General features: G+C 67.4%; 28 protein-coding genes. 17 read left to right on the forward strand and 11 right to left on the reverse strand.

Annotated elements, in window-relative coordinates; translation table 11 throughout:
* Window positions 1–3: 3 nt before the first annotated feature.
* The gene (locus tag VV02_RS03370; protein WP_052589834.1) at window positions 4–534 is read right to left on the reverse strand and encodes a hypothetical protein; all 531 of its coding nucleotides are present in this window, start codon (window positions 532–534) and stop codon (window positions 4–6) included.
* 271 nt (window positions 535–805) lie between these two features.
* On the opposite strand from VV02_RS03370, the gene VV02_RS03375 reads away from it, so the two are divergent.
* The 13 genes from VV02_RS03375 (at window position 806) to VV02_RS03435 (ending at window position 13,448) form a co-directional block, all read left to right on the forward strand.
* A complete protein-coding gene (locus VV02_RS03375; RefSeq protein WP_052589835.1) occupies window positions 806–4,306 on the forward strand; it encodes an NB-ARC domain-containing protein in 3,501 nt (1,166 codons plus the stop codon).
* Window positions 4,303–5,472 carry a damage-control phosphatase ARMT1 family protein gene (locus VV02_RS03380; RefSeq protein WP_052589837.1) on the forward strand — a complete coding sequence of 390 codons (1,170 nt, stop codon included), beginning with the start codon at window positions 4,303–4,305 and terminating at the stop codon, window positions 5,470–5,472. The genes VV02_RS03375 and VV02_RS03380 overlap by 4 nt, the downstream gene beginning before the upstream one ends.
* A 208-nt stretch (window positions 5,473–5,680) precedes the next feature.
* A complete protein-coding gene (locus tag VV02_RS03385; protein ID WP_052589838.1) occupies window positions 5,681–6,244 on the forward strand; it encodes a hypothetical protein in 564 nt (187 codons plus the stop codon).
* Window positions 6,245–6,347: 103 nt separating this feature from the next.
* On the forward strand, window positions 6,348–6,791 hold the full coding sequence (locus VV02_RS03390) for a hypothetical protein (protein WP_052589840.1): 444 nt from the start codon (window positions 6,348–6,350) through the stop codon (window positions 6,789–6,791).
* Between the two features lie 92 nt (window positions 6,792–6,883).
* The gene (locus tag VV02_RS03395; RefSeq protein WP_083449873.1) at window positions 6,884–7,285 is read left to right on the forward strand and encodes a response regulator; all 402 of its coding nucleotides are present in this window, start codon (window positions 6,884–6,886) and stop codon (window positions 7,283–7,285) included.
* Between the two features lie 115 nt (window positions 7,286–7,400).
* Complete coding sequence (locus tag VV02_RS03400) at window positions 7,401–7,904, forward strand: hypothetical protein (RefSeq protein WP_052589843.1); 504 nt, start codon at window positions 7,401–7,403, stop codon at window positions 7,902–7,904.
* Between the two features lie 67 nt (window positions 7,905–7,971).
* On the forward strand, window positions 7,972–8,244 hold the full coding sequence (locus VV02_RS03405; protein WP_052589844.1) for a WhiB family transcriptional regulator: 273 nt from the start codon (window positions 7,972–7,974) through the stop codon (window positions 8,242–8,244).
* Window positions 8,241–8,423: a hypothetical protein gene (locus VV02_RS03410; protein ID WP_052589845.1), complete on the forward strand. Its 183-nt coding sequence runs from the start codon at window positions 8,241–8,243 to the stop codon at window positions 8,421–8,423. The genes VV02_RS03405 and VV02_RS03410 overlap by 4 nt, the downstream gene beginning before the upstream one ends.
* 320 nt (window positions 8,424–8,743) lie before the next feature.
* Window positions 8,744–9,535 carry an ABC transporter ATP-binding protein gene (locus VV02_RS03415; RefSeq protein WP_052589847.1) on the forward strand — a complete coding sequence of 264 codons (792 nt, stop codon included), beginning with the start codon at window positions 8,744–8,746 and terminating at the stop codon, window positions 9,533–9,535.
* Complete coding sequence (locus tag VV02_RS03420; RefSeq protein WP_052589850.1) at window positions 9,532–10,293, forward strand: ABC transporter permease; 762 nt, start codon at window positions 9,532–9,534, stop codon at window positions 10,291–10,293. Before VV02_RS03415 ends, VV02_RS03420 begins: the two co-directional genes overlap by 4 nt.
* Window positions 10,294–10,322: 29 nt before the next feature.
* On the forward strand, window positions 10,323–10,661 hold the full coding sequence (locus VV02_RS03425; protein WP_052589851.1) for a DUF1048 domain-containing protein: 339 nt from the start codon (window positions 10,323–10,325) through the stop codon (window positions 10,659–10,661).
* 4 nt (window positions 10,662–10,665) lie between these two features.
* Complete coding sequence (locus VV02_RS03430) at window positions 10,666–11,436, forward strand: MerR family transcriptional regulator (RefSeq protein ID WP_052589853.1); 771 nt, start codon at window positions 10,666–10,668, stop codon at window positions 11,434–11,436.
* An 80-nt stretch (window positions 11,437–11,516) separates the two neighbouring features.
* Window positions 11,517–13,448, forward strand: coding sequence for a potassium transporter Kup (locus VV02_RS03435; RefSeq protein WP_052589854.1), 1,932 nt, complete (start codon window positions 11,517–11,519; stop codon window positions 13,446–13,448).
* Here VV02_RS03435 and VV02_RS27385 read toward each other — a convergent pair.
* Together VV02_RS27385 and VV02_RS03440 are read right to left on the reverse strand one after the other, a co-directional pair.
* The gene (locus VV02_RS27385) at window positions 13,431–13,622 is read right to left on the reverse strand and encodes an NAD(P)-binding domain-containing protein (RefSeq protein ID WP_342667814.1); all 192 of its coding nucleotides are present in this window, start codon (window positions 13,620–13,622) and stop codon (window positions 13,431–13,433) included. The genes VV02_RS03435 and VV02_RS27385 overlap by 18 nt on opposite strands.
* Window positions 13,535–13,936, reverse strand: a complete 402-nt coding sequence (locus VV02_RS03440) for a RidA family protein (RefSeq protein ID WP_052596487.1) — start codon at window positions 13,934–13,936, stop codon at window positions 13,535–13,537. Before VV02_RS03440 ends, VV02_RS27385 begins: the two co-directional genes overlap by 88 nt.
* A gap of 84 nt (window positions 13,937–14,020) precedes the next feature.
* Between VV02_RS03440 and VV02_RS03445 the strand changes: the two genes are divergently transcribed.
* The 3 genes from VV02_RS03445 (at window position 14,021) to VV02_RS26800 (ending at window position 16,404) form a co-directional block, all read left to right on the forward strand.
* Entirely contained in the window at window positions 14,021–14,980 is a 960-nt protein-coding gene (locus VV02_RS03445) for a LysR family transcriptional regulator (protein ID WP_083449874.1), read from the forward strand.
* A gap of 135 nt (window positions 14,981–15,115) precedes the next feature.
* Window positions 15,116–15,781 (forward strand): permease prefix domain 1-containing protein, encoded by a 666-nt coding sequence (locus VV02_RS03450; protein ID WP_157063255.1) that lies wholly within the window; start codon window positions 15,116–15,118, stop codon window positions 15,779–15,781.
* Window positions 15,778–16,404 carry a permease prefix domain 1-containing protein gene (locus tag VV02_RS26800; RefSeq protein WP_052589858.1) on the forward strand — a complete coding sequence of 209 codons (627 nt, stop codon included), beginning with the start codon at window positions 15,778–15,780 and terminating at the stop codon, window positions 16,402–16,404. The genes VV02_RS03450 and VV02_RS26800 overlap by 4 nt, the downstream gene beginning before the upstream one ends.
* Before the next feature lie 29 nt (window positions 16,405–16,433).
* Here VV02_RS26800 and VV02_RS03460 read toward each other — a convergent pair whose 3' ends face one another.
* Both VV02_RS03460 and VV02_RS03465 read right to left on the reverse strand, forming a co-directional pair.
* Complete coding sequence (locus tag VV02_RS03460; protein ID WP_052589859.1) at window positions 16,434–16,937, reverse strand: cupin domain-containing protein; 504 nt, start codon at window positions 16,935–16,937, stop codon at window positions 16,434–16,436.
* Window positions 16,938–16,975: 38 nt separating this feature from the next.
* Window positions 16,976–17,302, reverse strand: a complete 327-nt coding sequence (locus tag VV02_RS03465; RefSeq protein WP_052589861.1) for a PadR family transcriptional regulator — start codon at window positions 17,300–17,302, stop codon at window positions 16,976–16,978.
* 91 nt (window positions 17,303–17,393) lie between these two features.
* Between VV02_RS03465 and VV02_RS03470 the strand changes: the two genes are divergently transcribed.
* On the forward strand, window positions 17,394–19,520 hold the full coding sequence (locus VV02_RS03470; protein ID WP_052589863.1) for an MMPL family transporter: 2,127 nt from the start codon (window positions 17,394–17,396) through the stop codon (window positions 19,518–19,520).
* 6 nt (window positions 19,521–19,526) lie between these two features.
* Here VV02_RS03470 and VV02_RS03475 read toward each other — a convergent pair whose 3' ends face one another.
* The 6 genes from VV02_RS03475 to VV02_RS03500 all read right to left on the reverse strand — a co-directional run bounded on the left by VV02_RS03475 (window position 19,527) and on the right by VV02_RS03500 (window position 24,970).
* The gene (locus VV02_RS03475) at window positions 19,527–20,069 is read right to left on the reverse strand and encodes a hypothetical protein (RefSeq protein WP_052589864.1); all 543 of its coding nucleotides are present in this window, start codon (window positions 20,067–20,069) and stop codon (window positions 19,527–19,529) included.
* Window positions 20,070–20,259: 190 nt separating this feature from the next.
* Complete coding sequence (locus tag VV02_RS03480) at window positions 20,260–21,171, reverse strand: SMP-30/gluconolactonase/LRE family protein (RefSeq protein WP_052589866.1); 912 nt, start codon at window positions 21,169–21,171, stop codon at window positions 20,260–20,262.
* Window positions 21,172–21,338: 167 nt separating this feature from the next.
* Entirely contained in the window at window positions 21,339–21,956 is a 618-nt protein-coding gene (locus VV02_RS03485) for a TMEM175 family protein (protein WP_052589867.1), read from the reverse strand.
* Window positions 21,957–21,979: 23 nt separating this feature from the next.
* Entirely contained in the window at window positions 21,980–22,759 is a 780-nt protein-coding gene (locus tag VV02_RS03490; RefSeq protein WP_052589869.1) for a polysaccharide lyase family 7 protein, read from the reverse strand.
* A gap of 229 nt (window positions 22,760–22,988) precedes the next feature.
* A complete protein-coding gene (locus VV02_RS03495; RefSeq protein WP_052589870.1) occupies window positions 22,989–23,645 on the reverse strand; it encodes a response regulator transcription factor in 657 nt (218 codons plus the stop codon).
* The gene (locus VV02_RS03500; RefSeq protein WP_052589872.1) at window positions 23,642–24,970 is read right to left on the reverse strand and encodes a sensor histidine kinase; all 1,329 of its coding nucleotides are present in this window, start codon (window positions 24,968–24,970) and stop codon (window positions 23,642–23,644) included. The genes VV02_RS03495 and VV02_RS03500 overlap by 4 nt, the downstream gene beginning before the upstream one ends.
* Between the last annotated feature and the right edge of the window lie 56 nt (window positions 24,971–25,026).

Below are 25,026 nucleotides of genomic sequence, written 5' to 3' on the forward strand. Positions count from 1 at the left end.
TGTCTATCGACCGTGCTCGACCCGGTACTCGAACCAGTCCTCCGGCGACAACCTGCCAGCGGCGACCCAGGCCTCGTAGTCCTCCAGGGAATAGTTGAACAACCGCGCCCACTTCTCGCCTGTGCGTTCAGTCATCGCGCCACCCACATGGAGTTCGACCTCGAGGTACGCCGGAGTTGCCGGCTCGCGCACGACTGGCTCGTTGCTGCCCCGACGGTCCACATCGATCCACATCCAGGAACCCTCGAAGGACCGGACGAACACCTCACCGAGGTAACGCGCGAACCGCTTCGAGCGCTCGGGCCAGTCCAGGTCTATCGGATCGTCGGCCCAGTAGTAGGCCAGTGCCGCCTGCTCCGCGTGCCGCAAACCTTCCTCGGACCACAGGTCGGCCGGCATGTCCGGCACGTCCCGCTCGAAGAACAGCGCCAGCTCAGCATCCAGCGACGCGAGCCACTCCAGAAACACCGGGTCGTGCTGGTCTCGCTCGCGCTGCGCCAGCTCCGCTGCGGTGTACGGCCGATCCCCGCCCACTTCGATCTCCAGCCATAGTCGTGTGTGTCTTGGCCAAGTCTGGTCGAACTCACCGGTCGCCTGCCAGCATGGCCGGCTGGGAGTTCGGCACTCGTTCGACACTGACGTGTTCCATCCGACTGGTCCGGCTTGCGAGGATGGACAGATGCCTTCGTTGTTTCGGCCATCGCCGGGCCTCAGCATGAGACTCTTCGGGTGCCGCGCATGACCGCGCAAGGAGTCCTGCGCACGGGACCCGGTGGGGACCGCCCTTACGAGGGAGGGGGGCACTATGTCGAAGACGATCCAACGCTGGACCGGTCGCGAGTCGCGCGCGCTCCGCGAAGCACTGCGGATGAGCGTGCGCACGTTCGCGCAGTACCTGGGTGTCAGCGATCGGGCAGTCTCCAAGTGGGAATCCGGTGATGGTGCACGCACACCCGGACCGGACTCTCAAGCGATCCTTGATACGGCGTACACCCGCGCCGACGACGCGGCGCGTGACCGGTTCTGGGATTCCCTCACGCCCGACGCTCGACCCGACACGCCCACCAGCATCGGCCTGGCCATGGTTCCCGACCTGGAGCCATCCATGATCGCGCGGGACGACGAGCTACAGACGCTCGTGAGGATGCTCGATGAGGCTTCGAATGCCTCTGGGGCACAAGTCATTACGGTCGCCGGGCCGGGTGGGTTCGGCAAGACGACGCTCGCCACACAGACTGTCCATGACGATCAGGTCCTGGACCTGTTCCCAGAGATCCTGTGGGTCGAGACTGGCGAGGAGTGCTCGGCCGCCCGGCTCACGCACCTGATCACTGACCTGTGCTTCCATCTCGATGGCACTCGGCCACAGCTATCGGACCCGGAGCAAGCGGGGTTCCATCTCGCCCGCGTCATCGGAGACCGGCGGCTTCTGATGGTCGTGGACAACGTGTGGTCCGGCGCAGACCTGGCCCCCTTCCTGTTGGGCGCACCCAACTGCGTACGCCTGGTGACCACCCGCAACCTGCGCGTCACACCAACCACCGCACGGATCCTGCGGCTCGGTCCTATGGGGTCGGCAGAGGTCATCGAGCTCCTACAGAGAACAATCCCATCCGCCTCAGCACCTGCGTTGCGACCGTTGATCGAGCTCTGCGGTGGGTGGCCGCTGCTGGCAAATCTTGTCGGCGCGAGCGTGAGCAGCGATGTCGTCGCGGGAGCATCAGCCGGGACCGCCCTCCGTATCGCGCGCGATGCGCTACAGGCGCACGGCCCTCAAGCCTTCGATATCTGGGACGCCGATCAGCGCACAGCGGCGATCAGCCACGTCATCTCGACCTCACTGCGAGCCCTCGATGACGGTGTACGTCTATCTGGCGCAGAGGGCTTGAGCGAGCGGTACGCATCCCTGGCCGCCTTTCCTCCTTCGATGCCCATCCCCTTGGACGTGCTGGCGCGATGGTGGGGCCACGCCTACGGCTGGTCATCGGTCGTCGTCCGACAGTTCTGCAAGGTGCTCGCCGACCGGTCGCTGATCAGCGCCTACCGTGCAGACGTCGAGGCCATCGTTCTGCACGACGTCTTCCGCGCCTACCTGCTGGGCGAGGTCGGTGAATCGCTCCCGGACCTGCACCGATCACTGCTGGCCGCGATCGAGCTGCCCTCCGGATGGTCGGCGATGCCGCGAGACCGGACGTACGAGTGGGCGAACATGACGTTCCACCTTTCCCAGGCGCACGAGCATCAGGCGTTGGCCACGCTTCTCTCCGATCCGGAGTACGTGACGGCCAAGGCAAGCGTCTGTGGGGCACAGGCGTTGCGCGCGGACCACGACCTCCTCATGTCTGTGGACGGCGACACTGACGACGATGTGTTGGATCGAGCACGCTTCCTGACATCGCAGGGCTACCTGCTGCACGGCCAACGGTCCGAACCGGATATGGCCAGCACGTTGCTCATCGCGACGTTGCGGAACGGGAAGAAGCCCGATGGCACATTTCTTGACGTCCTCCGCGGAACCGGAGTCTCGGTGCCCTGGGCGACAGCACCGGAGGACAGGGAGCTTCCGGGTCATGTGGGCACCGTGGTGTCAGTCGCTGCGCGGGAGGACCTGCTCGTCTCGGGCGGCGAGGACGGCGTAGTCCGCGTCTGGGACCTCTCGACGAAGAGTCTGATCAGGACGTTGCCCGGACATACGGGTTGGGTGCATGCGGTCGCGATCTCACCGGACGGCAATCTCATCGCCTCAGCCGGTGAGGACAGCGCGATCCGATTGTGGTCGACTACCAACGGAACGCACGTGGGCGTCTTGCCGGGTCACGACAAGCGGATTCGAACGTTGACCTTCCTCCACCACAGCAGCCACCTGGCTTCAGGTGCTGAGGACGGACTGATCCGCGTCTGGGACCTGACGACGTCGACACTGGCGCGGCAGGCGACAACACGCGGCGTTGGCATCTGGTCGCTGTCGGTCAGCAGTGACGACGAACTTGTCGCCGTCAGCGGCGAGGACGAGTACGTACGCCTGCTGGACCTGCACACCGGAGACCTGCTCGATGAGAGGGCTTCGCACCGCAGCTGGGTCCGATCGGTGGCCTTCATTCCTGGCCAGTCCGTCTTGGTGTCGGCATCGGCGGACGGCACAGCCCGCACCTGGAAGACCGATGCAAGACGACTGGAACCTGTCGCGATCCTCGACGCCGACGGCGAACGGCTACGTGCCGTCACCACTTGGCATGGGCAGATCGTCACGGCTGGCGAGAACGCGACCATCACACGGCACACCACACCCCCGTCGCAGGTCCGAATGCCGGCCGGAGTCAACTGGATTCGCACGATCGCGACGACCAACGGTGGGATCGTCGCTGGCTGCGAGGACGGCGGACTCAGACTCTGGCAGCACGACGGGACTGGCTCGCTTGAGACTCTCGCCTCGGGCCGCAGCACTGTGTGGTCATCGGCCTTCGCCGAGCGCGGCCAGACCGTGGCGCTCGGCCGTGCCGACGGCACCGTACGACTGCACAACCCCACCACCGGGCAGGAGCACTCCCGCCTCGCAGCTGGACATGGCCGGGTCTGGGCCCTCGCCGCAGCCGGCCCCTATCTCGCGGCTGCATGCGGCGACGGCCGGCTGCGCGTGTGGCGAGGCAGCACCCAGACTCTCGAGCTCAACATCGACGTCGAGCTCACGTGGGACGTCGCCATCACTCGCGACGGCACGTTGATGGCCGCCAGTGACACCAACGGGCACGTGCGCGTCTGGTCACTCCCGGATGGACATCTCCGCTGGGACCACGCCGCCAACGCCGGCCGGGTGCGCTCCCTGGCCCTCTCAGCCGATGCCGACCTGGTTGCCGCCGCCGGTGGCGACGGCGTGGTCCGCACCTGGACACTCAGCACTGGAGAGCCGCACCAGGCCGTGTCGGTACCGGGATGGGCGCGCACGGTTGCGTTCGACCCGAAAGGATCCCGGCTGGCGGTTGGCGCGGGCAACGGTGACATCTACCTCCACCAGGTCGGTCAGGCGGACGCCGACATAGTCCTCGGTGGCCATCGAGGTCGAGTGCTGATGCTCGGATTCGCAGTTGACGGCTCGTGGCTCACGTCCGTTGCAGCCGACGGTGCGGTACGACGTTGGTCGCTGGATTCTGACGATCCGGCGGACGCATGTTGTGTGGCAGACGTTCGCGTGGATGCGAGCGCCCAGTGCGCCGCGTTCGACGCCACGACGGCCAGCGTCGTGGTCGGCAGCGCGAACGGCATCGCCCTGTTGGGTTTCGGCGTCGACGAGCAAGGAGTTCACGAGTGACCAGCAGTCCCCAGGCTGAGCCCATCGTGTCGAACGAGCCTGGATCCTTTCCCTGGGGTGTTCTGACCAAACGGCACCCTCAGCTGATCGAGACGGTCCGCCGACAGCTTCCCTACCCACCAGCGACCCAGGAGGCACTCGACAGCCTGCTGCGAACGCTTGACCGAGCTGTGCCGCCCCTCGAGCCCGGCGCATGCGACCATCAGAAGTGGCAAGACTGGTCAGCCCCCTACCTCGGTATGAGATGGGTCGATGCCCCGTTCTTATGGGCCGAGTCCTATTTCTACCGACTTTTGCTGTGTGCGACCGACTACTTCGAGAGCGGCCCCTGGTCCGGAGTCGACCCGTTCGCACCTCAGAAGAACGCGGAGCTCGAGACACCAGAGCTCTCGCGTGACCTTGGAGCGCTCGACCGTCTGGTCGAGGCACCTGGCGAGGTGGGCTTGAGTGCTGCATTGTCCGCCGCGCTCTGGGGCAATCGTGCAGACCTTGGCTTTCGAATATCAGACCCGTCCGCACAGGAACGGCAACAGGTCGAAGACCTGGTGGCCGACGACTCATCGCTCGTTCCGCCGCTCCTTGATTCACGGCCCGCCGGGCAGGTCCACCTCATCGCTGACAACGCCGGCCGAGAGCTGGTCGCGGATCTCGTCCTGATCGATCGCCTGCTCGTCACCGGACGTGCAGCGGAGGTCACGCTTCACCTGAAGCCGTACCCCTACTACGTCTCGGACGCGACCACTCAGGATCTGCTCATGGTGCTACGTCGCATGCACGCAGCCGGAGGGGCCGCCGACGACATCGCTACGCGACTAGCCGCGAATATCCGGGACGGTCAACTCCGGGTGCAAACGCACGGCTTCTGGTGCAGCCCCCTGACATTTCATGACCTGCCCGGGGACCTGACCGCCGAGCTAGCGAGCGCCCGGCTCGTCATCATCAAGGGCGACTTGAACTATCGCCGCCTGGTCGGGGACGCTCATTGGGCTCCGACGACGGCCTTCACAGACCTCACGAGCTACTTTCCGGCACCGCTCCTTGCGCTGCGGACACTTAAATCCGATGTCGCAGTCGGAGTAAACAGCGAACGCCTGGCCCGTCTCGAGTCGAGTGCGCCCGGCTGGCGGACCGACGGTACGCACGCTGTCATTCACGCACGGCCCTGACGCATTCATTCTCAGGCGATCTCCTGATGGGGCGCGCCATACCGAGCGCAGAGCTCCACCGAATAAGTTCGACACTCGTTCGGCACCCCTGCAGCGGCTGATCATTCCGTCCCGTCACCACCGGCACAACGCTGTTCACCAGGCCTGTGGGCAGCTGTATTCCAGGAGCACCTGGACACGGCTGCCCGCCTACGGAAGGGACAGCCAGGTGGATTACACGAGCGACTCAGGCTGCACGTTCGAGGACGTCGCGGACTGGGCAGCACCGGACCTACTGATACTCGGCGTTCAGGATTCGACCGCCCAGGCAAATCAAGAACGCTGTCGTCGAGCCGCCTCGATTCTGGCTGAGTATGCGCTGTATCCCGAGGAGTTCGACGAGCCGCCGATGCTGCGGCTGCTGGTCAAGCACCACGGGGATATGGTCGCCGTCGCAGATGATCTCGCGATGGTGGAACATCTGCGTGAGCACCTGCGCATGGACGGCTTCCTTGTCCAGGTGTGGCAGGACCTCGAACGGACCTCCGCGCACCCGGCCGGTGCGGGACGCGGGGCTGCCGCCGTGCTGGGTGCTCGGCTGACCGAGGCGGTGAACGAGGTCCGCGCACGCGCCGGGCTGCGCCGGCTGACCACCAGGCAGGTCGCCACACGCCGACTCGGCGACGTCGTCCGCGTAGCCGCCAGCGACACCGACCGACCGCGCGGACGGCATCACGCCGACCATGAGGACAAGCAGCCGGCGGCCAGGTACCTCGCGGCCTTCAAGGTGTGATCAGGTTGCGCACCAGCGCTATTCACGCGATCAGTCTCGCCCGGTCATCGGCAGACCCACTGGTGGCCAAGGCCATCCGTGGCGGCCGTTACTGGTGCCGGCGATGACGCGGCCACCAGCCAGGCTGCGGGATCAGCTCATCGATGCAGGGCTGCATCTTGCCGATGTGCCTGTCGAGTTCTCGCGCGTCGCCAGCCGGTCGTTGTGTCGCCGCATCGGTGCGGAGGCGATGGCGCGGATGCACCACCTGATGAACGGGGCACCGGTGGTCGCACCGCATCTGGTCACCGAAGCCGGCCGGGCACCGCGGGTGTGGTTCCTGGTCGCCCAGATCAAGCGCTCTCCAACAGGGCAGATCCTCGGCCCGGTCTGGATCGACGGCGGACCGCTGAAAGTCACCTACCTCGCACTGGCCGAGATGACCCACCGCGACTGCCTCATCTGCCGACCAGCCCGCGGACACGGCCCCACACACGTGCCCTCCGGCGGTGAGTCCGGGACCGCCCGGTCGATGTCTGCACAGGCCCCGGATCGAGTCGCGATGTGATCGCGACCCGTGCAGGAGTGACCGAACAACGAACGAACGCCCCGGCGCGTGGGATGAACGCACCGGGCCGACTCTCAAGGGCGGCAGGAAAGATGGTTGAACACGTAGGAGCAGTACCGCGGGTGCTGCTGGTCGACGATGACCCGGCGGTCGCGCAGCCGCTGGCACGAGCCCTGCACCGCGAAGGACTCCAGGTGTCCGTTGCCGGCACCGGTGCCGAGGCGTTGGAGTCGTTGGACGACCGGCCGGACCTGATCATCCTGGACCTGCGGCTGCCCGATACCGACGGGCTGGACATCTGCCGACAGATCCGTCGCGCCGGGCACCGGATGCCCGTACTGATCCTGTCCGCACACACCGACCGGATGGACACCGTCGTCGGCCTCGACGCAGGCGCCGACGATCACGTGACCAAACCGTTCAGACTCCCCGAGCTCCTTGTCCGCATCAAAGCCCTGCTACGCCGTGCCGCATGGGCCGGGGCCACCGGATGACTCTCCACCCTGGCGATCAAGCGGTCGCCCCTGATCTGGTCGGACGGGCGATGCGTGACCCCCGAGCCCGTCGCCCGTCTGACCGTCCACTCCCCCGCCACGACGGGACCCCTTTGTGAGCACGCTCAAGAAGGTCGCAGGGTGGTCACCGGCGGACCTGCTCACCCTCGGCGTACCCGGGTCCGATGAACCGGCGAACGAACAACGACACGCACTGGCTACCTCGATCCTGGCCGAGTACCGACCGCACGCGACCTGGCTGGAAGAACCACCCATGCTCGCCCTCCTGATCGCGCACCGCGGCGACATCCGCGCCGCCGCAGACGACCCGCACGTCATCGACCACGTGCGCCACTCGGTCGCCCGGGACGCGATCCTCACCGTGACCTGGCGACACCTCGAACAGCTGGTGCAGAACCCCGGCGCGCACCGGCCAGCACCCGACTACGGCCCGATCGGTGCCGTCCTGGCCACCGAGGCAAACACCGTGCGTGCCCGCGCCGGACTCGACCCGATCACGACCGGGCAGCTCGCCGCCCGACGCATCCGCGTCCTGCTCGAGCACGCCGGAACCGGCCACCTCACGAAGACCGACCACCCAACTCGGGAGGGCGAATAATGGTAGATACCAACCCTTCTCGCGCGATCCAGCCCATACCGGCCCGCCGAGCGCCAAGGGGTCTCGCATGAGCGCCCGCAGGCCGATCCAGACGGCCACTGCGTGGCTGGCCGCGCATTGGTTTCCGCAATGGCACGGCCACCAGGACAAGCACCGTGCACACGCCGCACTGCTCTGCTCCGGCCGCTCAGTGCTCCTGACCTGCCGCGAGTACGCCATCCGCACTGGCCAGCAGTACGGCATCTGGGGAGGACTGTCCGAGCACGACCTGGCCGGCCTCATCCGCCGCCGACGACGTCAGCGCGACAACGAGTCCGGCCCGGAACGGGCCGCATCATGACCGGCCTGGTCGTCGCCGTGGACGCCGACGCCCTCTTCGCCGTCCTGAACTGGACCGGCGTCCCGCCCGACGGATGGAGCCCGGACGCCAAGGCCGCCTGGCGCACGCTCATGTCCAGCTTCCCAGACCACGACCGCCGATTGATCACGCCACCTCGCGTCTGGCAGCGTCACGGCTGATCTGGCAGTGCAGGTGGGGCTGGCGTGAGCGGCTGGCGTTCCTGACGGACAACCGCGCCCGGCTTCACCCGCGGCCACTGCCAGTCGTCAACCGGCTGGGCCTGTGGGGTCTGCTCCTGTGGTCAGCGCCGGTTGCGGACGTACAGCTGTGCCTTCTTGCCGCACCGGGGCAGCGGCGGTCCATCTCAAAGGCCGGCATCGCGGCCAGCAGCTCGCTGAGCTTGGCGTACCTGGAGGCTCGCCCGGCTCAACCAACGAGAGTGCCCCATCTGAGAATCGGGCTTGACCTTGACCCAGCGTCAACCTTGCACGCTCCTCTCATGACCACTGAAACAGCCACCCGGCCGGCCATAGAGGTGCACGGCCTGGAGAAGTCCTACAAGGACCTGCACGTGCTGCGCGGCGTCGAATTCGACGTCGCACCGGGCACCATCTTCGCCCTTCTCGGTTCCAACGGTGCGGGCAAGACGACCGCCGTGAAGATCATGTCCACGCTCCTCAAGGCAGATGCCGGGAGCATCACCATCAACGGTTTCGACGTAGCCGAGCAGCCGGGCAACGTCCGCGAATCCATCAGTCTCACAGGCCAGTTCGCAGCCGTCGACGAGATCCTGACCGGCCGCGAGAACCTCGAGCTCGTCGCCGAGCTGCGGCGTCTCAAGAACAGACGGGAGATCGCGGAGGAGCTGCTCAACCGGTTCGACCTCACGGAGGCCGGAAACCGAAGGGCAGCAACCTATTCCGGCGGTATGCGCCGACGCCTGGACATCGCGATGAGCCTCATCGGCAACCCGCCTGTCCTCTTCCTCGACGAGCCGACCACCGGCCTCGACCCGCAGTCACGGATCGAGGTCTGGAAGACCGTTCAGGAGCTGGCCGACCGCGGTACCACGGTGCTGCTGACCACGCAGTACCTCGACGAGGCCGAAGAGCTCGCCGACCGCATCGCGATCCTGCACGAGGGACGGATCATCGCGAACGGCACGCTCGCCGAGCTCAAGCAGCTGCTCCCCGCGCCGAAGGTCGAGTACGTCGAGAAGCAGGCCTCCCTCGAAGACATCTTCCTCTCCATCATCGGCCACGACCGCCAGCCCACGAAGGACCCGCGATGACTGCCTCATTCGTCCATGACACGACTGCACTGCTGAAGCGCTCGCTGCGCCACATCCTGCGCAGCCCCGACACGATCATCACCACGGCCATCACCCCGATCGCCATGCTGCTGCTGTTCGTCTACGTTCTCGGCGGGTCGATCCACACCGGCCACGGCAAGTACGTCAACTACCTGTTGCCCGGAATCCTTCTGATCACCGTGGCCTCGGGTATCGCGTACACCGCCTTCCGGCTCTTCACCGACATGTCGAACGGCATCTTCGAACGCTTCCAGTCGATGCCGATCGCCCGCTCGGCGGTGCTGTGGGGACACGTCCTGACATCAGTCGTCGCCAACCTGATCTCGCTCGCGCTTGTGGTTCTTGTCGGCATCGCGATCGGATTCCGTTCCAGTGCAAGCGTTTTCGCGTGGTTGGGCGTCACTGGGATTCTCGTCCTCTTCACGCTGGCGCTGACCTGGCTGGCCGTGATCCCGGGCTTGACCGCGAAGTCCGTCGACGGAGTGAGCGGGTTCTCCTACCCCCTGATCTTCCTGCCGTTCGTCAGCTCGGCCTTCGTTCCGACGTCCGGCATGCCGGGCCCGGTGCGCTGGTTCGCCGAGAACCAACCGGTCACCTCGATCGTGAACACCATCCGCAACCTGTACGCCGAGCAGCCCGTCGGCAACGACGTCTGGATCGCGCTCGCGTGGTGCGTCGGCCTGCTGGTCGTCGCGTACGCGCTCGCCATGAGCACCTACCGCCGCAAGATCGCCTGACCCACACCACCTCATACAAGGAGACAGACATGAACAACTTCCTCACGAAAATCATTGGTGACAAAAAGGACTGGAAGGCGATGGAGGCGCGAGCGAACGCTCTTCCTCGCGACTACCGGATCGTGTACGGCGAGATGAAGTCGTACATGTGGCGCTTCACCGCCGGTGACGGCATGGACATCGTCGACGTCCTCCGGGACGTGCTCGCGCTCTTCGAGGCCAGTGCAGCTGAGGGCAAGCGCGTCCTGGAGGTGACCGGGGACGACGTCAGCGCGTTCTGCGACGAGCGCCTGAAGGGCACGTCGTCCTACATGGACAAGTGGCGGCAGTCCCTCAACAGCACCGTCGCCAGCAAGCTCGCACAATAGGTCCATGCTGACGATCAGCCAGCTCGCGGCGTACGCGGGTGTGACGGTGCGAGCCGTACGGCACTATCACGCCAAGGGGCTGCTCCCCGAGCCCGACCGGGACCACTCTGGCTATCGGCGGTACGACGCCGCGGCCGTGGTGGAGCTGATCAAGATCCGTACGCTCGCCGACGCCGGCGTACCCCTCTCGCGGGTGCACGAGCTGTTGGCAGCGGGAGACCAGGAGTTCGCGGCGGCGGTCGAGGAGATCGACCGCCGCCTGCGAACGGAGATCCACGAGCTGCAGCGGCACCGCAAGCGGGTCGCCCAGCTCGCGGCCGGAGACAGCCTCGCGCTGCCACCGGAGGCAGTTGCGTACGTCGGCCGGCTTCGAGGACTCGGAGTGCCGGAGGAGATGGTCGACGCCGAGCGAGACGCCTGGATCCTGGTCGCGGCGCAGCTGCCCGAGCGGATGGCGCTGTTCATGCAGATGAAGGAGCAGCAGCTGCAGGACCCGAGTGTGGTGGCGCTCTACCGCGAGCTCGCCGACGTCATCTACTGGACCGAGGACGATCCTCGACTGCCCAACGTCGTCGATCAGCTCATCGCGCAGATGGAGAGCATCCCGACCGACGCATGGGACGACGACCCTCTCCCGGACGATCTCGCGGTGCTGCTTGATGGCGTGTTCCTGGACTCGGTCCCCGTCGCACGCCGGATGCTCCAGCTGATGGAGGCGCGAGGCTGGACCGGGTGGACCAACCTCAAGCGCATCGAACCCCCACGAGAGTTTTGATGCGTTCTTGATGCGTCAGGCTTCGTCGTCGAGGCAGGTCGATGTCACGCTGTCCAGGACCGCATCGATGAGGAGAGCACGTGACTACGCGGGACATCGCGTCCGTCAGACCTGCCGGCCATGACGTGATCCGGGCCGGCGTCGTGATCGCAGCGCTTGGCGTCGTGTTCGGCGACATCGGCACCAGCCCGATCTACACGATTCAGACCGTCTTCAACCCCGACGACCCTCATCCAGTGCCGATCTCCCCGGACAACGTCTTCGGCATCGTCTCGCTGATCTTCTGGTCCGTCATGCTCATCGTGACGATCACCTACATCACCCTCGTGATGCGCGCCGACAACGACGGCGAGGGCGGCATCATGGCGCTGATCACACTACTGCGCCGATGGGGGACCAGCGGATCTGCCCGGCGCACAACGGTTCTCGCGGGTCTGGGCATCTTCGGTGCGGCTCTGTTCTTCGGCGACAGCATGATCACGCCGGCGATCTCAGTGCTGTCGGCCGTCGAAGGACTCAAGGTCGTGCAACCCGGCATGGGGGACTGGATCATCCCGATCACCGTCGTCATCATCGTGTCGCTCTTTACGGTCCAGCGCTTCGGGACGGCAGCGGTCGGTCGGGCTTTCGGCCCCGTGATGATCCTGTGGTTCGCCGCGATCGGCGCCTGCGGTGTGAAGGGGATCGCTGAGCACCCGTCGATCCTCAAGGCCCTGTCGCCGACGTACGCGCTGCAATTCATGACGGGCCACTTCGGCATCGCCTTCTTCGCGCTCGCCGCGGTCGTGCTGTCAGTGACCGGAGCTGAGGCGCTGTACGCCGACATGGGCCACTTCGGGCGACGCGTCATCACGTGTGGCTGGCTCGGACTCGTGCTACCGGCCTGCACGTTGAGCTACCTCGGCCAAGGCGCCCTGATCCTGCACGACCCGGCCACGAGCAGCGCGCCGTTCTTCCTGCTCGCACCCGACTGGGCGCGCCTGCCGATCGTGCTGATCGCGACGGCCGCGACGGTGATTGCGGCACAAGCGGTCATCACGGGCGCCTTCTCGGTCGCGTCTCAGGCGATCCAGCTCGGCTACCTGCCGCGGCTGCGCATCACGCACACCTCGGAGTCGCACATCGGCCAGATCTACGTGCCGTGGGTGAACTGGGTGCTCATGGTGTCGGTCATCACGCTGGTCTTCGCGTTCCGTACGTCCGCGGCGCTGGCTTTCGCATTTGGGATGGCCGTCACGGGCACCATCACGATCACCACCCTGCTCTTCTTCTACGTCGCCCGCACGCGATGGCATGTCCCGCGCTGGCTCCTGGCGTCCGGGCTCGCGATCCTGCTCCTCGTCGATCTGCTGTTCCTGGCCGCCAACCTCACCAAGCTGGTACACGGTGCATGGCTGCCGCTCCTCATCGCGCTGACCGCCTTCACCGTGATGATCACGTGGCAACGTGGCCGGGAGGTGGTGACTGCCGCACGCGAGCGCGCGGAAGGGTCGCTGCCCGAGTTCGTTGAGTCCCTGCGAGACCGCCAACCGCCATTGGTCCGGACCCCGGGCAGCGCGATCTTCCTCAACCGTGGCAAGGAGACCGCGCCGCTGGCGATGCGCGCCAATGTCGAGCACAACGGTGTCCTGCACGAGCATGCCGTGGTCGTGTCCGTCGAGACGTTGCCTTCACCGCGCGTCCCAGAGACGGAACGCGCCGTCGTGGACAGCCTGGGCCAGGCTCGCGACGGCATCGTGCACGTCATGCTCCGGTACGGCTACATGGAGACGCCGCGAGTGGTCGACGACCTCCGCCGTCTCACGCCCGACCAGACCGAGGGTGCCCTGCAGCTGGACGGCGCCTCGTACTTCTTGTCCAAGATCGAGCTCGCCAAGGGCGATGAGCCGACCATGGCCTCGTGGCGCAAGGGCGTCTTCCTCGCCACGTCACACATCACTGCGGATGCTGCCGACTACTTCGGCCTGCCTCGCGATCGCACGGTCATCATCGGGTCAAGGATCGAGGTCTGACCAGCCGGTCACGCTGTGCCCGGCGGCCCGCAGGGTGCCAGCCATGGCGACGCCCATTCGGCCGAGCCCGAGGACCGCGACAGTCGTCACTCGGACACCAGGGCCATCGCCTCGACTTCGAGCAGGAAGCCCGGCTCGAAGAGCGCCGACACCTGCACGGCAGAGCTTGCCCACCGGTTCTCGGGCTTGATCCGGCTCCACAACGCGTCCCGCAGCAGCGGGATGTTGCGGATGTCGGTGAGGAAGTACGTCACCTTGACGACATCGTCGAAGGAGGCGCCCGCCGCGGTGAGGCAGCGCCCGATGTTGGTGAAGACCTGCTCGGCCTGGGCCGCGAAATCGCCTGGCCCAACAAGGTTTCCGGACTCGTCCCGGGCGATCTGCCCGGCGACGAAGACCATACGGCCAGTCCCGGAGACAACGTTGCTGTAGCCCGGTGCCTCGACGACGCCCTCAGGAGCATGGATGCGGGTGATGTGGTCACTCATGGTCACCAGCCTGGGCGAGTCGGCGGCATCCCACAAGCGCACGTCACCGATGCCTGACATGCGTCCGGCGCATATCGTGGAGACATGGACCTCGTTGCGCTGCGGACGTTCGTCGAGGTCTGCCGCCTCGGTTCGATCTCGGCCGCGGCCGTTGCGTTGGGCTACTCGCAGTCGGCCGTCTCCCGTCAGGTCGCCGGTCTGGAGCAACGGCTCGGTCACGCGCTGCTGGACCGCCGGCCCCGTGGCGTACGACCGACCGTGCACGGTGAGGCGTTGCTGACCCACGCCAGGATCATCGTGCGCGAGGTCGACCGAGCCGAGGAGTCCGTACGCACCGCAGGCGTGCGCCCTCGGTGTCGGCTGGCCGTGGGCGGAGTGCCGTCCGCGACGGCCTCGCTGGTCCCGCGCACGATGACCCGGTTCGCGGAGGTGCAGCCCGATGTCGGGGTATCCGTGAGCGGTGACCTGACATCGGTACTGCTGGCAAGGGTGGAGTCCGAGGAGCTCGACCTTGCCGTGGTGACCGACTTCCCGCCCGGACTCCCCGATGCGCCCGGCATCGAGCTGCGACACCTGATGGACGACGAGATGCACCTGGCCGTGGGCCTGCACCACCGGCTCGCGAGCAGCTCGCCGCGCAGGGTGCGGCTGGAGTCCCTGGCGGACGAGTCGTGGGTCGAGGACAACGCCGGCTCGGCGACCGTCCTGGTGCAGGCCGCCGCACGTGCGGGCTTCTCGCCACGGATCGAGTACGACGTCCGCGGCTTGCTCAGCAAGCTCGCCCTGGTCGCGTCCGGGCACGGCGTCGCCGTCGTTCCCGGACTGCTGCTGTCCGGTCTGCGATCCGACATCGCGACCCGGCGTCTGCTCGATCCGCCGCGGCGAGGCGTCTACGTGGCCCACAGGCGTACGGCCATGGATGACCCGGTGATCGGGGCGTTCGTCGAGGCGCTCACGGCCGAGGTGGCCGACGTCAGTCCGCGGCCTCGACGTGCTGCCGGACCTGACGACCCACGCGCACTTCTGGGATCGGCGGGCAGGTAGAGCTGCGCGTGGATGCCACACGTGCGCGACAGTGGCGACGCCGCCTGAGCAAGGCCGTCCGGGGTGACCCTGAGTGCACCCTGAACATCGCGAATCGCGGTGGCGGCCTCGGAGCGCGCGCGGCATCCTGGTCGCATGGGCCCTGTTGACGTGTACGTCCGTGACTTCACGCGCGCGGTGAGCGGACGTCGTACGCCGCGCGGTGGCCCTCCCATCATCGTCACCGAGGCCCACGACCACTTGCTCGACGCGACCGAGTCGTGGGAGCGCAAGGGCTACGACCGGCGTACGGCCGAGCAACGAGCCATTGCGGAGTTCGGTGACGTCGAACAGCTCGCACCCGGTTATCGCAGCGTCGTCGCCTTCGACATCGTCCGTCGATCGACGTGGGTTCTGCTGGTAACACTCATGATTCAACCGTTCGTCTGGGACCTACGACGGCAGGAGCCGCTCCCGAGAGACACCAGCATCGGCGCGTTGAAGCACGTGGTCGAGACGATCGGGATGGGCCTGCTGGTCGGGGGAGCGCTCGCCGTCCTGACGCTCACGATCGGGCTGCGGTGGTGGGGCATCAGGACCTGGATGATCCGGTCGACCGCAGCCGTTCTGGCCGCGGGTTCCGCGCTGGTGATGGTGCTGGGTGTCGCGATGGCGCTCACCGGCACGACCACGATCGGTGACCTCGCGCTGGTCGGAGGTTTTGTCTGCGTCCCCATGACCCTGGTGGTCGGGCTCAGCGTGCGCGGCTGGCTGCGCCTCGGGTCGCCACGGCGCGATCCGGCAGGCATCCTGGAGGCATGACCCCGATCGATCGCTACGTCGACATGCTCGCTGGCGCGGTCGGTAGTCGTCGCGCGGTCATCGTGGACGAGGCGCGCGACCACCTGCTCGACGCGGCGGAGTCCTGGGAGCGCAAGGGCTACGACCGGCGTACGGCCGAGGATCGCGCGATCGCCGACTTCGGAGCGGTCGACGAGCTCGCCCCGGGCTACCGCAGCGTCGTCGCGTTGGCGACCGCTCGGCGTACGGCCGTGCTCGTCGTCATCATCATTGCCGTGCAGCCCGCGATCTGGTCCCTGCGCCACGACGCGTCGGCCAGCAGCCCGGCTTCGTTGGATGCTCTCGCGGACCTGATCGGCACGGTCGGCTTCGTCCTGTCGGTGGCCAGCATGGTGCTGTGCAGCTTCGGGGTGCGGTTGCTCGGCGTACGCACGTGGATGGTGACCTCGGTGTCGGCCGCTGCCGTCCTGGTCGCGCTGTCCTCCACGATCCTGGCGCTCGCGTGGATCCCGATGGGCAGTGGCACGGTCGTCGACCTCGTTATCGGCGTCGGAACCCTAGCCATGCCAATGGGATTGGCCGTCTGGCTCGCCGCGCGCTCGTGGCGCCAGGTCACCGGCCGCGTGCCGGTCACCACCCGCTGAGCCGCCAGCGCGGCTGGGCTGGGCAGTCGTCAGCGGCCGAGCAGCCGGCCGATGTTCCCCAGCGCCAGCACCACCAGGTCGCCCGCCTGACGAGGCCCGCCCAGCACCAGCCGGAACGTGTTTCGGTGATTCACGGCGTACGCCGCAAAGGTGAGCGGGTCCGGCCGGCCGCTGCCCTTGGCCGCCGCCGCGGTGTGCAAGCGGTCGATACCGCGGAACCACTCGTCCGTGTCCAGCGCCGGCGTGGTCTCCCAACGCACCCGCGTCGTCACGTCGCCGCCGTTCCACATCCGGTGCACCTGGCCGGCCTCGACCGTCAGCGTGTCGCCGGCGTGGAAGTCGGTGGTCTCGCCGTCGCGCTCGACGCGCAGCGTGCCCTCGGCGACCGTGAAGTGCTCGGCCTGCTGCGGGTGGTAGTGCGCGGGCGGCTTGCTCCCGCCTGGCTCGTAGACCGCCTCGACCGTGAGGCAGGCCTCGTCCGCAGACACGATCTCGACGGACTCGTGGTCGCTCAGTCGCAGTACCTCACCCATGGAGTGAGCATGCCCCTTCGCGCGGGGTCTGTCAGGCGTTAGGCAACCCCGGGTCGCAGCACGGCCTGTACGACGTCGGCCAGCTGATTCCAGTCAGCACGCTGCTGCGCCAAGGCCTTTCGACCGCCGCGCGTGAGCTCGTACGTCCGTCGCTTGCGGCCCGACACGGTCGACCAGTCGCTGGCGAGCCAGCCGGCCTTCTCGAGTCGGTGTAGCGCGGGGTAGAGCGTGCCGGTCGCGATGTCCAGACTGCCGTCGCTGCGCTCGGACAGGAACTCGGTGATCGCGTAACCGTGGCGCGGCCCGTCCTCGACGCTCGCCAGGATCAGGGCGTCCAGATGTCCTCGCAGTGCCTCCGACTTCATCCACCCAGCATAGACAGCAATAAGTAGACAAACAACAGGTCACGTGCTTACCTGTTGGCTGTCTACTTATGAAGTCGTCCCAGGAGGAATCATGCAAAGCCCCGCCCGTTGGGCCACCCGCCGGCCGTGGCACGCGCTCGCGGCCTGGCTCTTCGTCTTGATCGCCGTCACCGGCGCGTCCTTCGCGGTCGGCTCGAGCCACCACGACAGCACCGAGCTGCCCGGCACCGAGAGCCAGCACGTGAGCGACGCGCTCGCCGGCACCCGGGACGCGCTCGATGAGGTGCAGGTCGTCTTCAAGGCCAACGGCGGCAACGTGGCCGCGGACCCCGCGGTGCGTACGACGATCGCTGACCTCCGCGCCAACGATGCGGTCAACGCGGTGTCGCCGCCGTCGGCCCAGGCGGGCTCCCTGTCCAAGGACGGCCGAACGGGCTTCGCGACGGTGACCCTCAAGACGATCCCGGAGGAGACCGACCCGGCACAGGTGCGCGACATCATCGACACCGCCGAGAAGCATCAGACCGGCAGCCTGCAGATCGCGCTCGGAGGCGACGCGGTGCGCAACGCGTCGCAGGAAGGCGGCGCCGCCGAAGGCATCGGCATGATGGCCGCGCTGGTGATCCTGGTGATCTTGTTCGGCTCGCTGCTGGCCGCGCTCCTCCCGATGCTGACGGCACTGTTCGCGGTCGGGTCTGCCGTGGGCGCGGTCGCGCTCGTCTCGCATCTGGCGGCCGTGCCGTCCTACGCGCCGCCGATGATGATGCTGGTCGGTCTCGGCGTCGGCATCGACTACGCACTGCTGATCTTCACCCGGTTCCGCAGCGAGCTGCTGGCCGGGCGTACGCGTGAGCAGGCCACGGCCATCGCGCTCAGGACCGCCGGGCGATCCGTGCTGTTCGCCGGCGTCACCGTGATCATCGCCCTGGTCGGCCTCGTCGTGCTGGGGCTCGGCTCGATGCAGGGTCTCGCGCTCAGTGTGGCGATGACGGTGCTGCTGACGATGGTCGCGTCGATGACGCTGCTGCCAGGGCTGCTCACGCTGTTCAGCAAGCGGATCGAGAAGCACGTCCGCAAGCGGGCCGCCAAGCGGACCAAGGTCCAAGGCGACGCTTGGCGGCGAGTCTCCGACGGCGTACGACGTCGTCCGTGGCTGGCCTTGCTCGTTGCGGTGCCGCTGATGCTCGTCCTCGCCGTGCCCGCTCTCGGGATGCGGCTCGGGTTCTCCGACGCCGGGACGGACGCGTCGAGCGCGACGTCGCGGAAGGCGTACGACATGCTCGCTGACGGGTTCGGGCCAGGTGTCAACGGTCCGCTGTACGTCCTCGCCGAGGGCACGCCGCAGCAGGCGGGCGCAGCGGCCCAGGCGTTGCGCAGCGTCGAGGGAGTCGCCGGCGTCAACGGGCCAATGGGTGAGCCCGGCCGGCCGTCCGCGCTGATCGTCATCCCCGAGGGCGGCCCGGCCTCTGACGCCACCGTCGACCTCGTGCATCGACTGCGGGACACAGCCCTGCCGAAGATCTCCGCGAACTCGGGCGGCACGTACTCCGTCGGTGGGTCGACCGCGGGCGCCATCGACTTCGCCGATGCGGTGAAGGGGCGGCTGCCGTGGTTCATCGTGCTCGTGGTCGGGCTGTCGTCCGTGCTGCTGATGGCGGTGTTCCGGTCCGTGCTGATCCCGCTCAAGGCGGCGGTGCTCAACGTGCTCTCGATCGGAGCGGCCTTCGGGATCATGACCTGGGTGTACGGCGACGGTCACCTGGGCGTGCCGAGCGGGCCGATCGAGGCGTTCCTACCGGTGATCTGCTTCTCGGTCGTGTTCGGGCTGTCCATGGACTACGAGGTGTTCCTCGTCTCGCGGATGCACGAGGAGTGGCGGCGCTCGGGCGACGCGCATCATGCCGTACGCGAGGGCCTCGCTTCGACGGGCGCCGTCATCACCGCGGCGGCCGCGATCATGGTCGTGGTCTTCGGGGCGTTCATGCTCAGTCCCGACCGGATGCTGGGGCAGATGGGTCTGGGCCTCGCGTCGGCCGTGCTCCTCGACGCGGTCCTGGTGCGCTGCCTGATCGTGCCGGCCGTGATGCACCTGCTGGGTGACAAGGCCTGGTGGCTCCCCGGCTGGTTGGACCGGTCGCTCCCACGAATTCGCTTGGAGGACAACGTGATCGAGCAGTCAGAGCAGTTGCACCCGGTCCAACCAGTGCCGACCCGCTAGGGCTGGTCAGCGGGAGGCTGCGGTGGTCGACCGAGCAGTGCGAGCTGCTGCCGGTCGGCCCCAGCGGGTCCGGCCCCACGGCTTGAAGACCGAGAGCACGACCGCGAAGGACAGCGACGTCAGCGACACGATCGGCGGGTAGACCAGGTCGCCTGCGGACATGTCCTGGGTGCGGCCGGCGACCAGATCCGCACCGCGCTGGGCGAGCTCGTCGAGGCCCGGCATCAGTGCGATCAGGATCAGCGTCGACAGGACCAGGTTGATGACGAGCTTGGTGAGGACCCACTTGTGCTTGACGACCCCGTAAGCCGAGCCCCAGCCCAGCAGCACACCGGTGACAAGGGTGGCCAGCGCGGCGGTCAGCATCGGCCACACGACATAGGCGAGGGCCTGGAAGCACAGCCCGACCGTCGACGGGTCATCGCTGGTCAGGCTCACGCCGACGAAGACGGCGACCATGACGTCGACCCCGATCCACGTGGCGACGGACAGCAGGTGCAGCACGAGAAGCGTCCTGCGCGAACGGCGACTGAATCTCTGAGTGCTCATGCCACTCAGAGTCCCGGGACGGCCCGGCGCAGGCGTCCGCCGAGCGTGGAGATCGGCGTACGTCAGATGCTGAGTCTCCCCGCGCCGGCCGCCCGCCCCGCGGGGTCAGAACTGAGTACCGGTGGTTTGACTCAGTTCAAACCGAGTCGAACCACCGGTACTCAGTTCCGGCGGACGGGTCCGCGGGCGGTCAGGTGGCGGGCGGGTAGAGGGCGCCGTTGAAGGTCACGCGCAGGGTGTAGACCGAACGGCCTGCGGTGATGAACAGCTGGTTGCGCTTTGGACCACCGAACGCGAGGTTCGACACGGACTCGGGCAGCATCAGCTTGCCGATCAGGTCGCCGTCCGGCGCGAAGCAGTGCACCCCGTCCCACGCGGCGGCCCAGATGCGGCCCGTCGTGTCGACGCGCAACCCGTCGAACCGGCCCGCTGTGCAGGTCGCATGGATGTCGCCGCCCTTGAGCGAGCCGTCGTCCAGAACGTCGAAAACCCTGATGTGCGAAGGCTCTTGGCGAGTGTCAGCGATGTAGAGCTGCGACTCGTCCGGCGAGAACGCCAGCCCGTTGGGCCGGCAGAAGTCGTCCGCCACGACGGTGAGCTCGCCCGACGGGTCCAGGCGGAAGACGTACTGACCGTCCTGCTCCTGCTCGCCGGCGTTGCCCTCGTAGTCGCAGGCGATGCCGTACGGCGGGTCGGTGAACCAGATCGACCCGTCGGCGCGGACGACCACATCGTTGGGGGAGTTGAGACGCTTGCCGTTGTAGGAGTCGGCGAGCACGGTGACCGACCCGTCGAGCTCGGTGCGGGTGACCCGGCGGTTGCCCTGCTCGCAGGAGATCAGGCGGCCCTGACGGTCGATGGTGTTGCCGTTGGAGTAGCCGGAGTCATCACGAAACACCCCGACCGCTCCGGTGGTCTCGTCCCAACGCATCAGGCGGGACGCCGGGATGTCGCTCCAGACGAGGTAGCGGCCGGCGGGGAAGTAGACCGGGCCTTCGCTCTTGAGCGAGCCGGTGTGGATGCGCTGGACGACGTAGTCGCCGTCCAGCAGGTGGAAGCGGTCGTCCAGCTTCACGAACTCGGTGTCGATGACGTGTTCCATGCGGGGCTCCTGCTGTGCCGAGAGTGCAAGCCGCGTCGCTTCCGGATCCGGGGTAGCGACGCGGCTTGCACTCTCGACCCGGAAGCGCGCCTCACTTTCCCCACCCGTACAGGCGTTGCTTCGGCACCTTCACGCTAGCACTGGCTGACCGTAGCCAGCCACGCGGGTTAGTGGGCCTTCGCCCGGCTGAACAAGCGCCGGAACGGGAAGTCGGTCGCCATCAGGAGCATCAGCGGGTAGTAGCTCGTCGCCGGGAAAGTCAGACTGATCGCCAAGGCGAGGACAAAGGCGACGGTGGTCTGGATCAGAGGCGTCGGGTCCGGCTTGTCGTCACTGTCCCGGGCCGAGCGGTCACGTCCGACCACGACACAGATCGCCGCAAGCAAGGCCGAGCTGACCGCCATCGTGCCGATGTAGAAGATCTTGGTCGCCGCCTGATCGCCGGCGCCCGGTTCGGCGAGCAACGCTGTCGGGAACGGCAGCACCACAATGGTCAGCGTCCAGCCCAGCAGCAGGCGGGTGAGGGCCGCGTTCTCCGCGATGACCGTGCGGATGACCGCGTGCTGCGAGAGCCACAGCCGCGCAATGACCAAGAAGCTGAGCAGGAATCCCCAGATCTCGTTGCTGTGGTCGGACACCAGGTCAGTGACGGACCCGCCATTGAGCTCGCCTGCGATATCGACGAGCGGCAGCACCAGCAGCGTGATGGCGATCGCCACGATCGCGTCGATGAAGGTGATGAAACGCTCGAAGTCGCGCGATCGCTCGATCTGTTGCTCGTCCACGGCGTGAGGCTATAGGCAAGCGTTCAGGAGTGACTCACCGTGAGGCCGTAGATCTTCACCTCGCCGTAGTTGTCGTCCGCGCACGGGTCGGCGTTCTCGCAGTTGGCCTGGGTGTACGCGCCGGCCTTGAAGTAGGCGCCGTCGAAGTCCTGGGTCTGCGTGGTCTGCAGCTGGCCGTTGTAGTACGCCTTGATCTCGCCGCCGGAGACCACGAACTTGGCCTCGAACTTCGTGCCGAGCTGGTAGTCGCTGGTCACGAGCTTGTGGTGGGAGTCGTCCGGGCTCGTGATGTAGAGCTTCGTGCCCTCGAGCCGAAACACGGAGACGTCGTCGTCCGCGTCGTGGATCTGCCCGGCCACGACATTCGGCCGCCCCTCGGGCACGTGCGTGATCGCCTCGTTGATCACCATCGTGTGCGTGCCCTCGGTCGAGGACCAGCTCGCCTTGTCCGAGCCGTCCATCTCGCGCAGCTCGGACCGCGGATAGCTCGACCCACTCGTCGTCACCCCGTTGACCGCGGCTCGGAACTGGACGCCGGTGCAGTCATCGGTCGCGGTGAACCACGGATCGATGCCGTACGTCGCCAGCTCGGGCTGCATGACATCTTTCGGGTCCTCGTCCTCACCGATCGGCAAGCCCTCGTACCAGTTGGTCAGGTCCAGCACGTCGGCCGGATATTGACAGTCCGCCGTGGTGGCGGCGACCCGCGGCTCAGCGGCTTCGACAGGCGCGGCGCTCGCGGTCGCGCCACCTGCGAACAGGGCAGCCGCGGCGGCCATGGTCAGGACGTAGTTCCTCGACATATTCGGCAGGCTATGCAGTGGCCGCCATCGCGAAGTGCATGGAGCGGGTACAGAACTGGCCACGAACACCAGCACTTCGGCAGGCTTTCGAGCAGCACCGAATGCCTGCCGCTCCGCTGGTCGAGTAGCCGGAGCGCCAGCGGAGGCGTATCGAGACCCGCTGCGCGTGGTCACCGGGTCTCGATACGGCTCGCGCTGGGGCGCTCGCCTACTCGACCGGCGATAGCCGTCAGTCGAGGGGGACGAAACCACTTTCGTACGCGCGGATCACGGCCTGCACCCGGTCGCGCACGCCCAGCTTGCCGAGGATGCTCGTGACGTGGGTCTTGACCGTCTCGACGGTGACGAAGAGCTCCGCGCCGATCTCGGCGTTGGAGAAACCTCGGGCCAGCAGCCGCAGCACGTCACCCTCGCGCTCACTCAGCGTGGGCAGCCCCGGCCGCGCAGCTGAGGCGGGCGTCGCTGAGGCGACCAGTCGGCGTACGGCGTCGGGGTAGAGCAGCGAATCCCCTTGGTGGACAGTGAGAATCGCGTTGACGACGGTGTCCGGCGCCGACCGCTTGAGCAGGAAACCCTGCGCGCCCGCCTGCAACGCCTCGTGGACGTAGTCGTCGTTCTCGAACGTCGTGAGCACGAGCACCTTGACCCCGGGATGGCGCTCGGTGATGACGCGGGTGGCCTGGATGCCATCGACGTTGGGCATCCGTACGTCCATGCAGACGACGTCCGGGCTCAGCGCCTTGGTCTTGGAGATGGCCTCGGCGCCGTCGCTGGCCTCACCTACGACCTGGATGCCCTGGTCGCCGTCGACGAGCGCTCGCAGTCCAGCGCGGACCAGTTCCTCGTCGTCGACGAGCAGCACTCGTACAGAAGGGGATTCGGTCACGGGGTCTCCTTGGTGGGTGCTGGCAGGGGGAGCTCGGCGCGCAGCACCCAGGTGTTGTGCTGCTGCGACGATGTCACCGATCCGCCGATGATCCGGCAGCGTTCGCGCATGCCGTCGAGTCCTCGTCCGCCGCCCCGACCTCGCCTCCACGTGCTGCGGGCGTCGTCGGCGAGCGGGTTGGTCACGTCGATGTGGAGTCTGCCGCGGTCGCGTCGGATGCGGACGGTGGCCGGCTCGCCCGGCGCGTGGCGCATGGCGTTGGTGAGCCCCTCCTGCACGATCCGGTAGGCCTCACGCGAGACGACAGCGGGTACGCCGGCCAGCGCCTCCGTGTCGACCTCGCTCTGGACGGGCTGCCCGGTGCCGCGAACGGCCCCCAGCAGCCCGTCGAGACTCGACAGGTCGTGCAGTGGGCGGCGCGAAGCCGGGCGGTCTTCGTCGCGCAGCAGGCCGAGCACCTCGTCCAGCTCGCCGAGCGCGTTGCGGGCCACGTCCTCGACCGCGGCCAGTGAGGTCTCGGCAGAGGCCGGATCGGTGGCCAGTCGGCGGCGCGCGGCAGCGGACTGGAGCACGACGACCGAGAGCGCGTGCCCGACGCTGTCGTGCAGCTCGCGCGCGAGGCGGGTGCGCTCCAGCAGGTGGGTGGTCTGGCCGTCGAGCTCGGCGATGCGCTCGTTGATGTTGGGCCCGAGCATCGGCGGCGCCAGGGACTGCAGCACCAGGATGATGACGAGGAGGGCGATGACGGCCGCCGCCCCGACGCCCAGCGAGGCGAGCGGATAGATGCCGTCCTGCAGGCCGCCCCGGATCTCGGCCCACCCGATGTCCAGGATGTGCTGACCCTGGTCGAGGAGGAAGGGGCCGGCCAACAGCGAGACCCCGAAGATCGTCGTCATCACGACAATCGCGCCGACCGCGGCACCGGCGATCAGGTGCATCCAGAACCACGTCACGCTGCGCCAGCGCTGGTCCCACGTGCGCGCGGGCCCGGGGATGCTGCCACCGAAGTCGGTGCCGAGCAGCGTGGCGACCGCGGTCGCCTCCACCTGCCGGACGGCCGGGATCAGGCCGATCATGGTTGGTGGCAGACAGGTCACCACGAGCACGACAGGCCAGGTCAGCGCGGCTGGCTGGTGGGAGTCGCGCATCATCGCGAGCACCGTGAGATCGATGGACGCGAAGGACAGCGCCAGCGCCGACCCGATCAGCAGGAAGACCAGGGGCAGCAGGAATCGCGACACCTGCCGACGGTCGACGACTGCATGACCGGTCAGCATGTCTGCATCGTCGCAGAGCACGCTGGCAGCGTCCGTCGCAGGCATCATGGATTCAGAGTCGCGGCGGAGGCCCCGCTGCGGATCACCGCTGCGAGGGGTTCACG

Source organism: Luteipulveratus mongoliensis, assembly GCF_001190945.1.
GTDB lineage: Bacteria > Actinomycetota > Actinomycetes > Actinomycetales > Dermatophilaceae > Luteipulveratus > Luteipulveratus mongoliensis.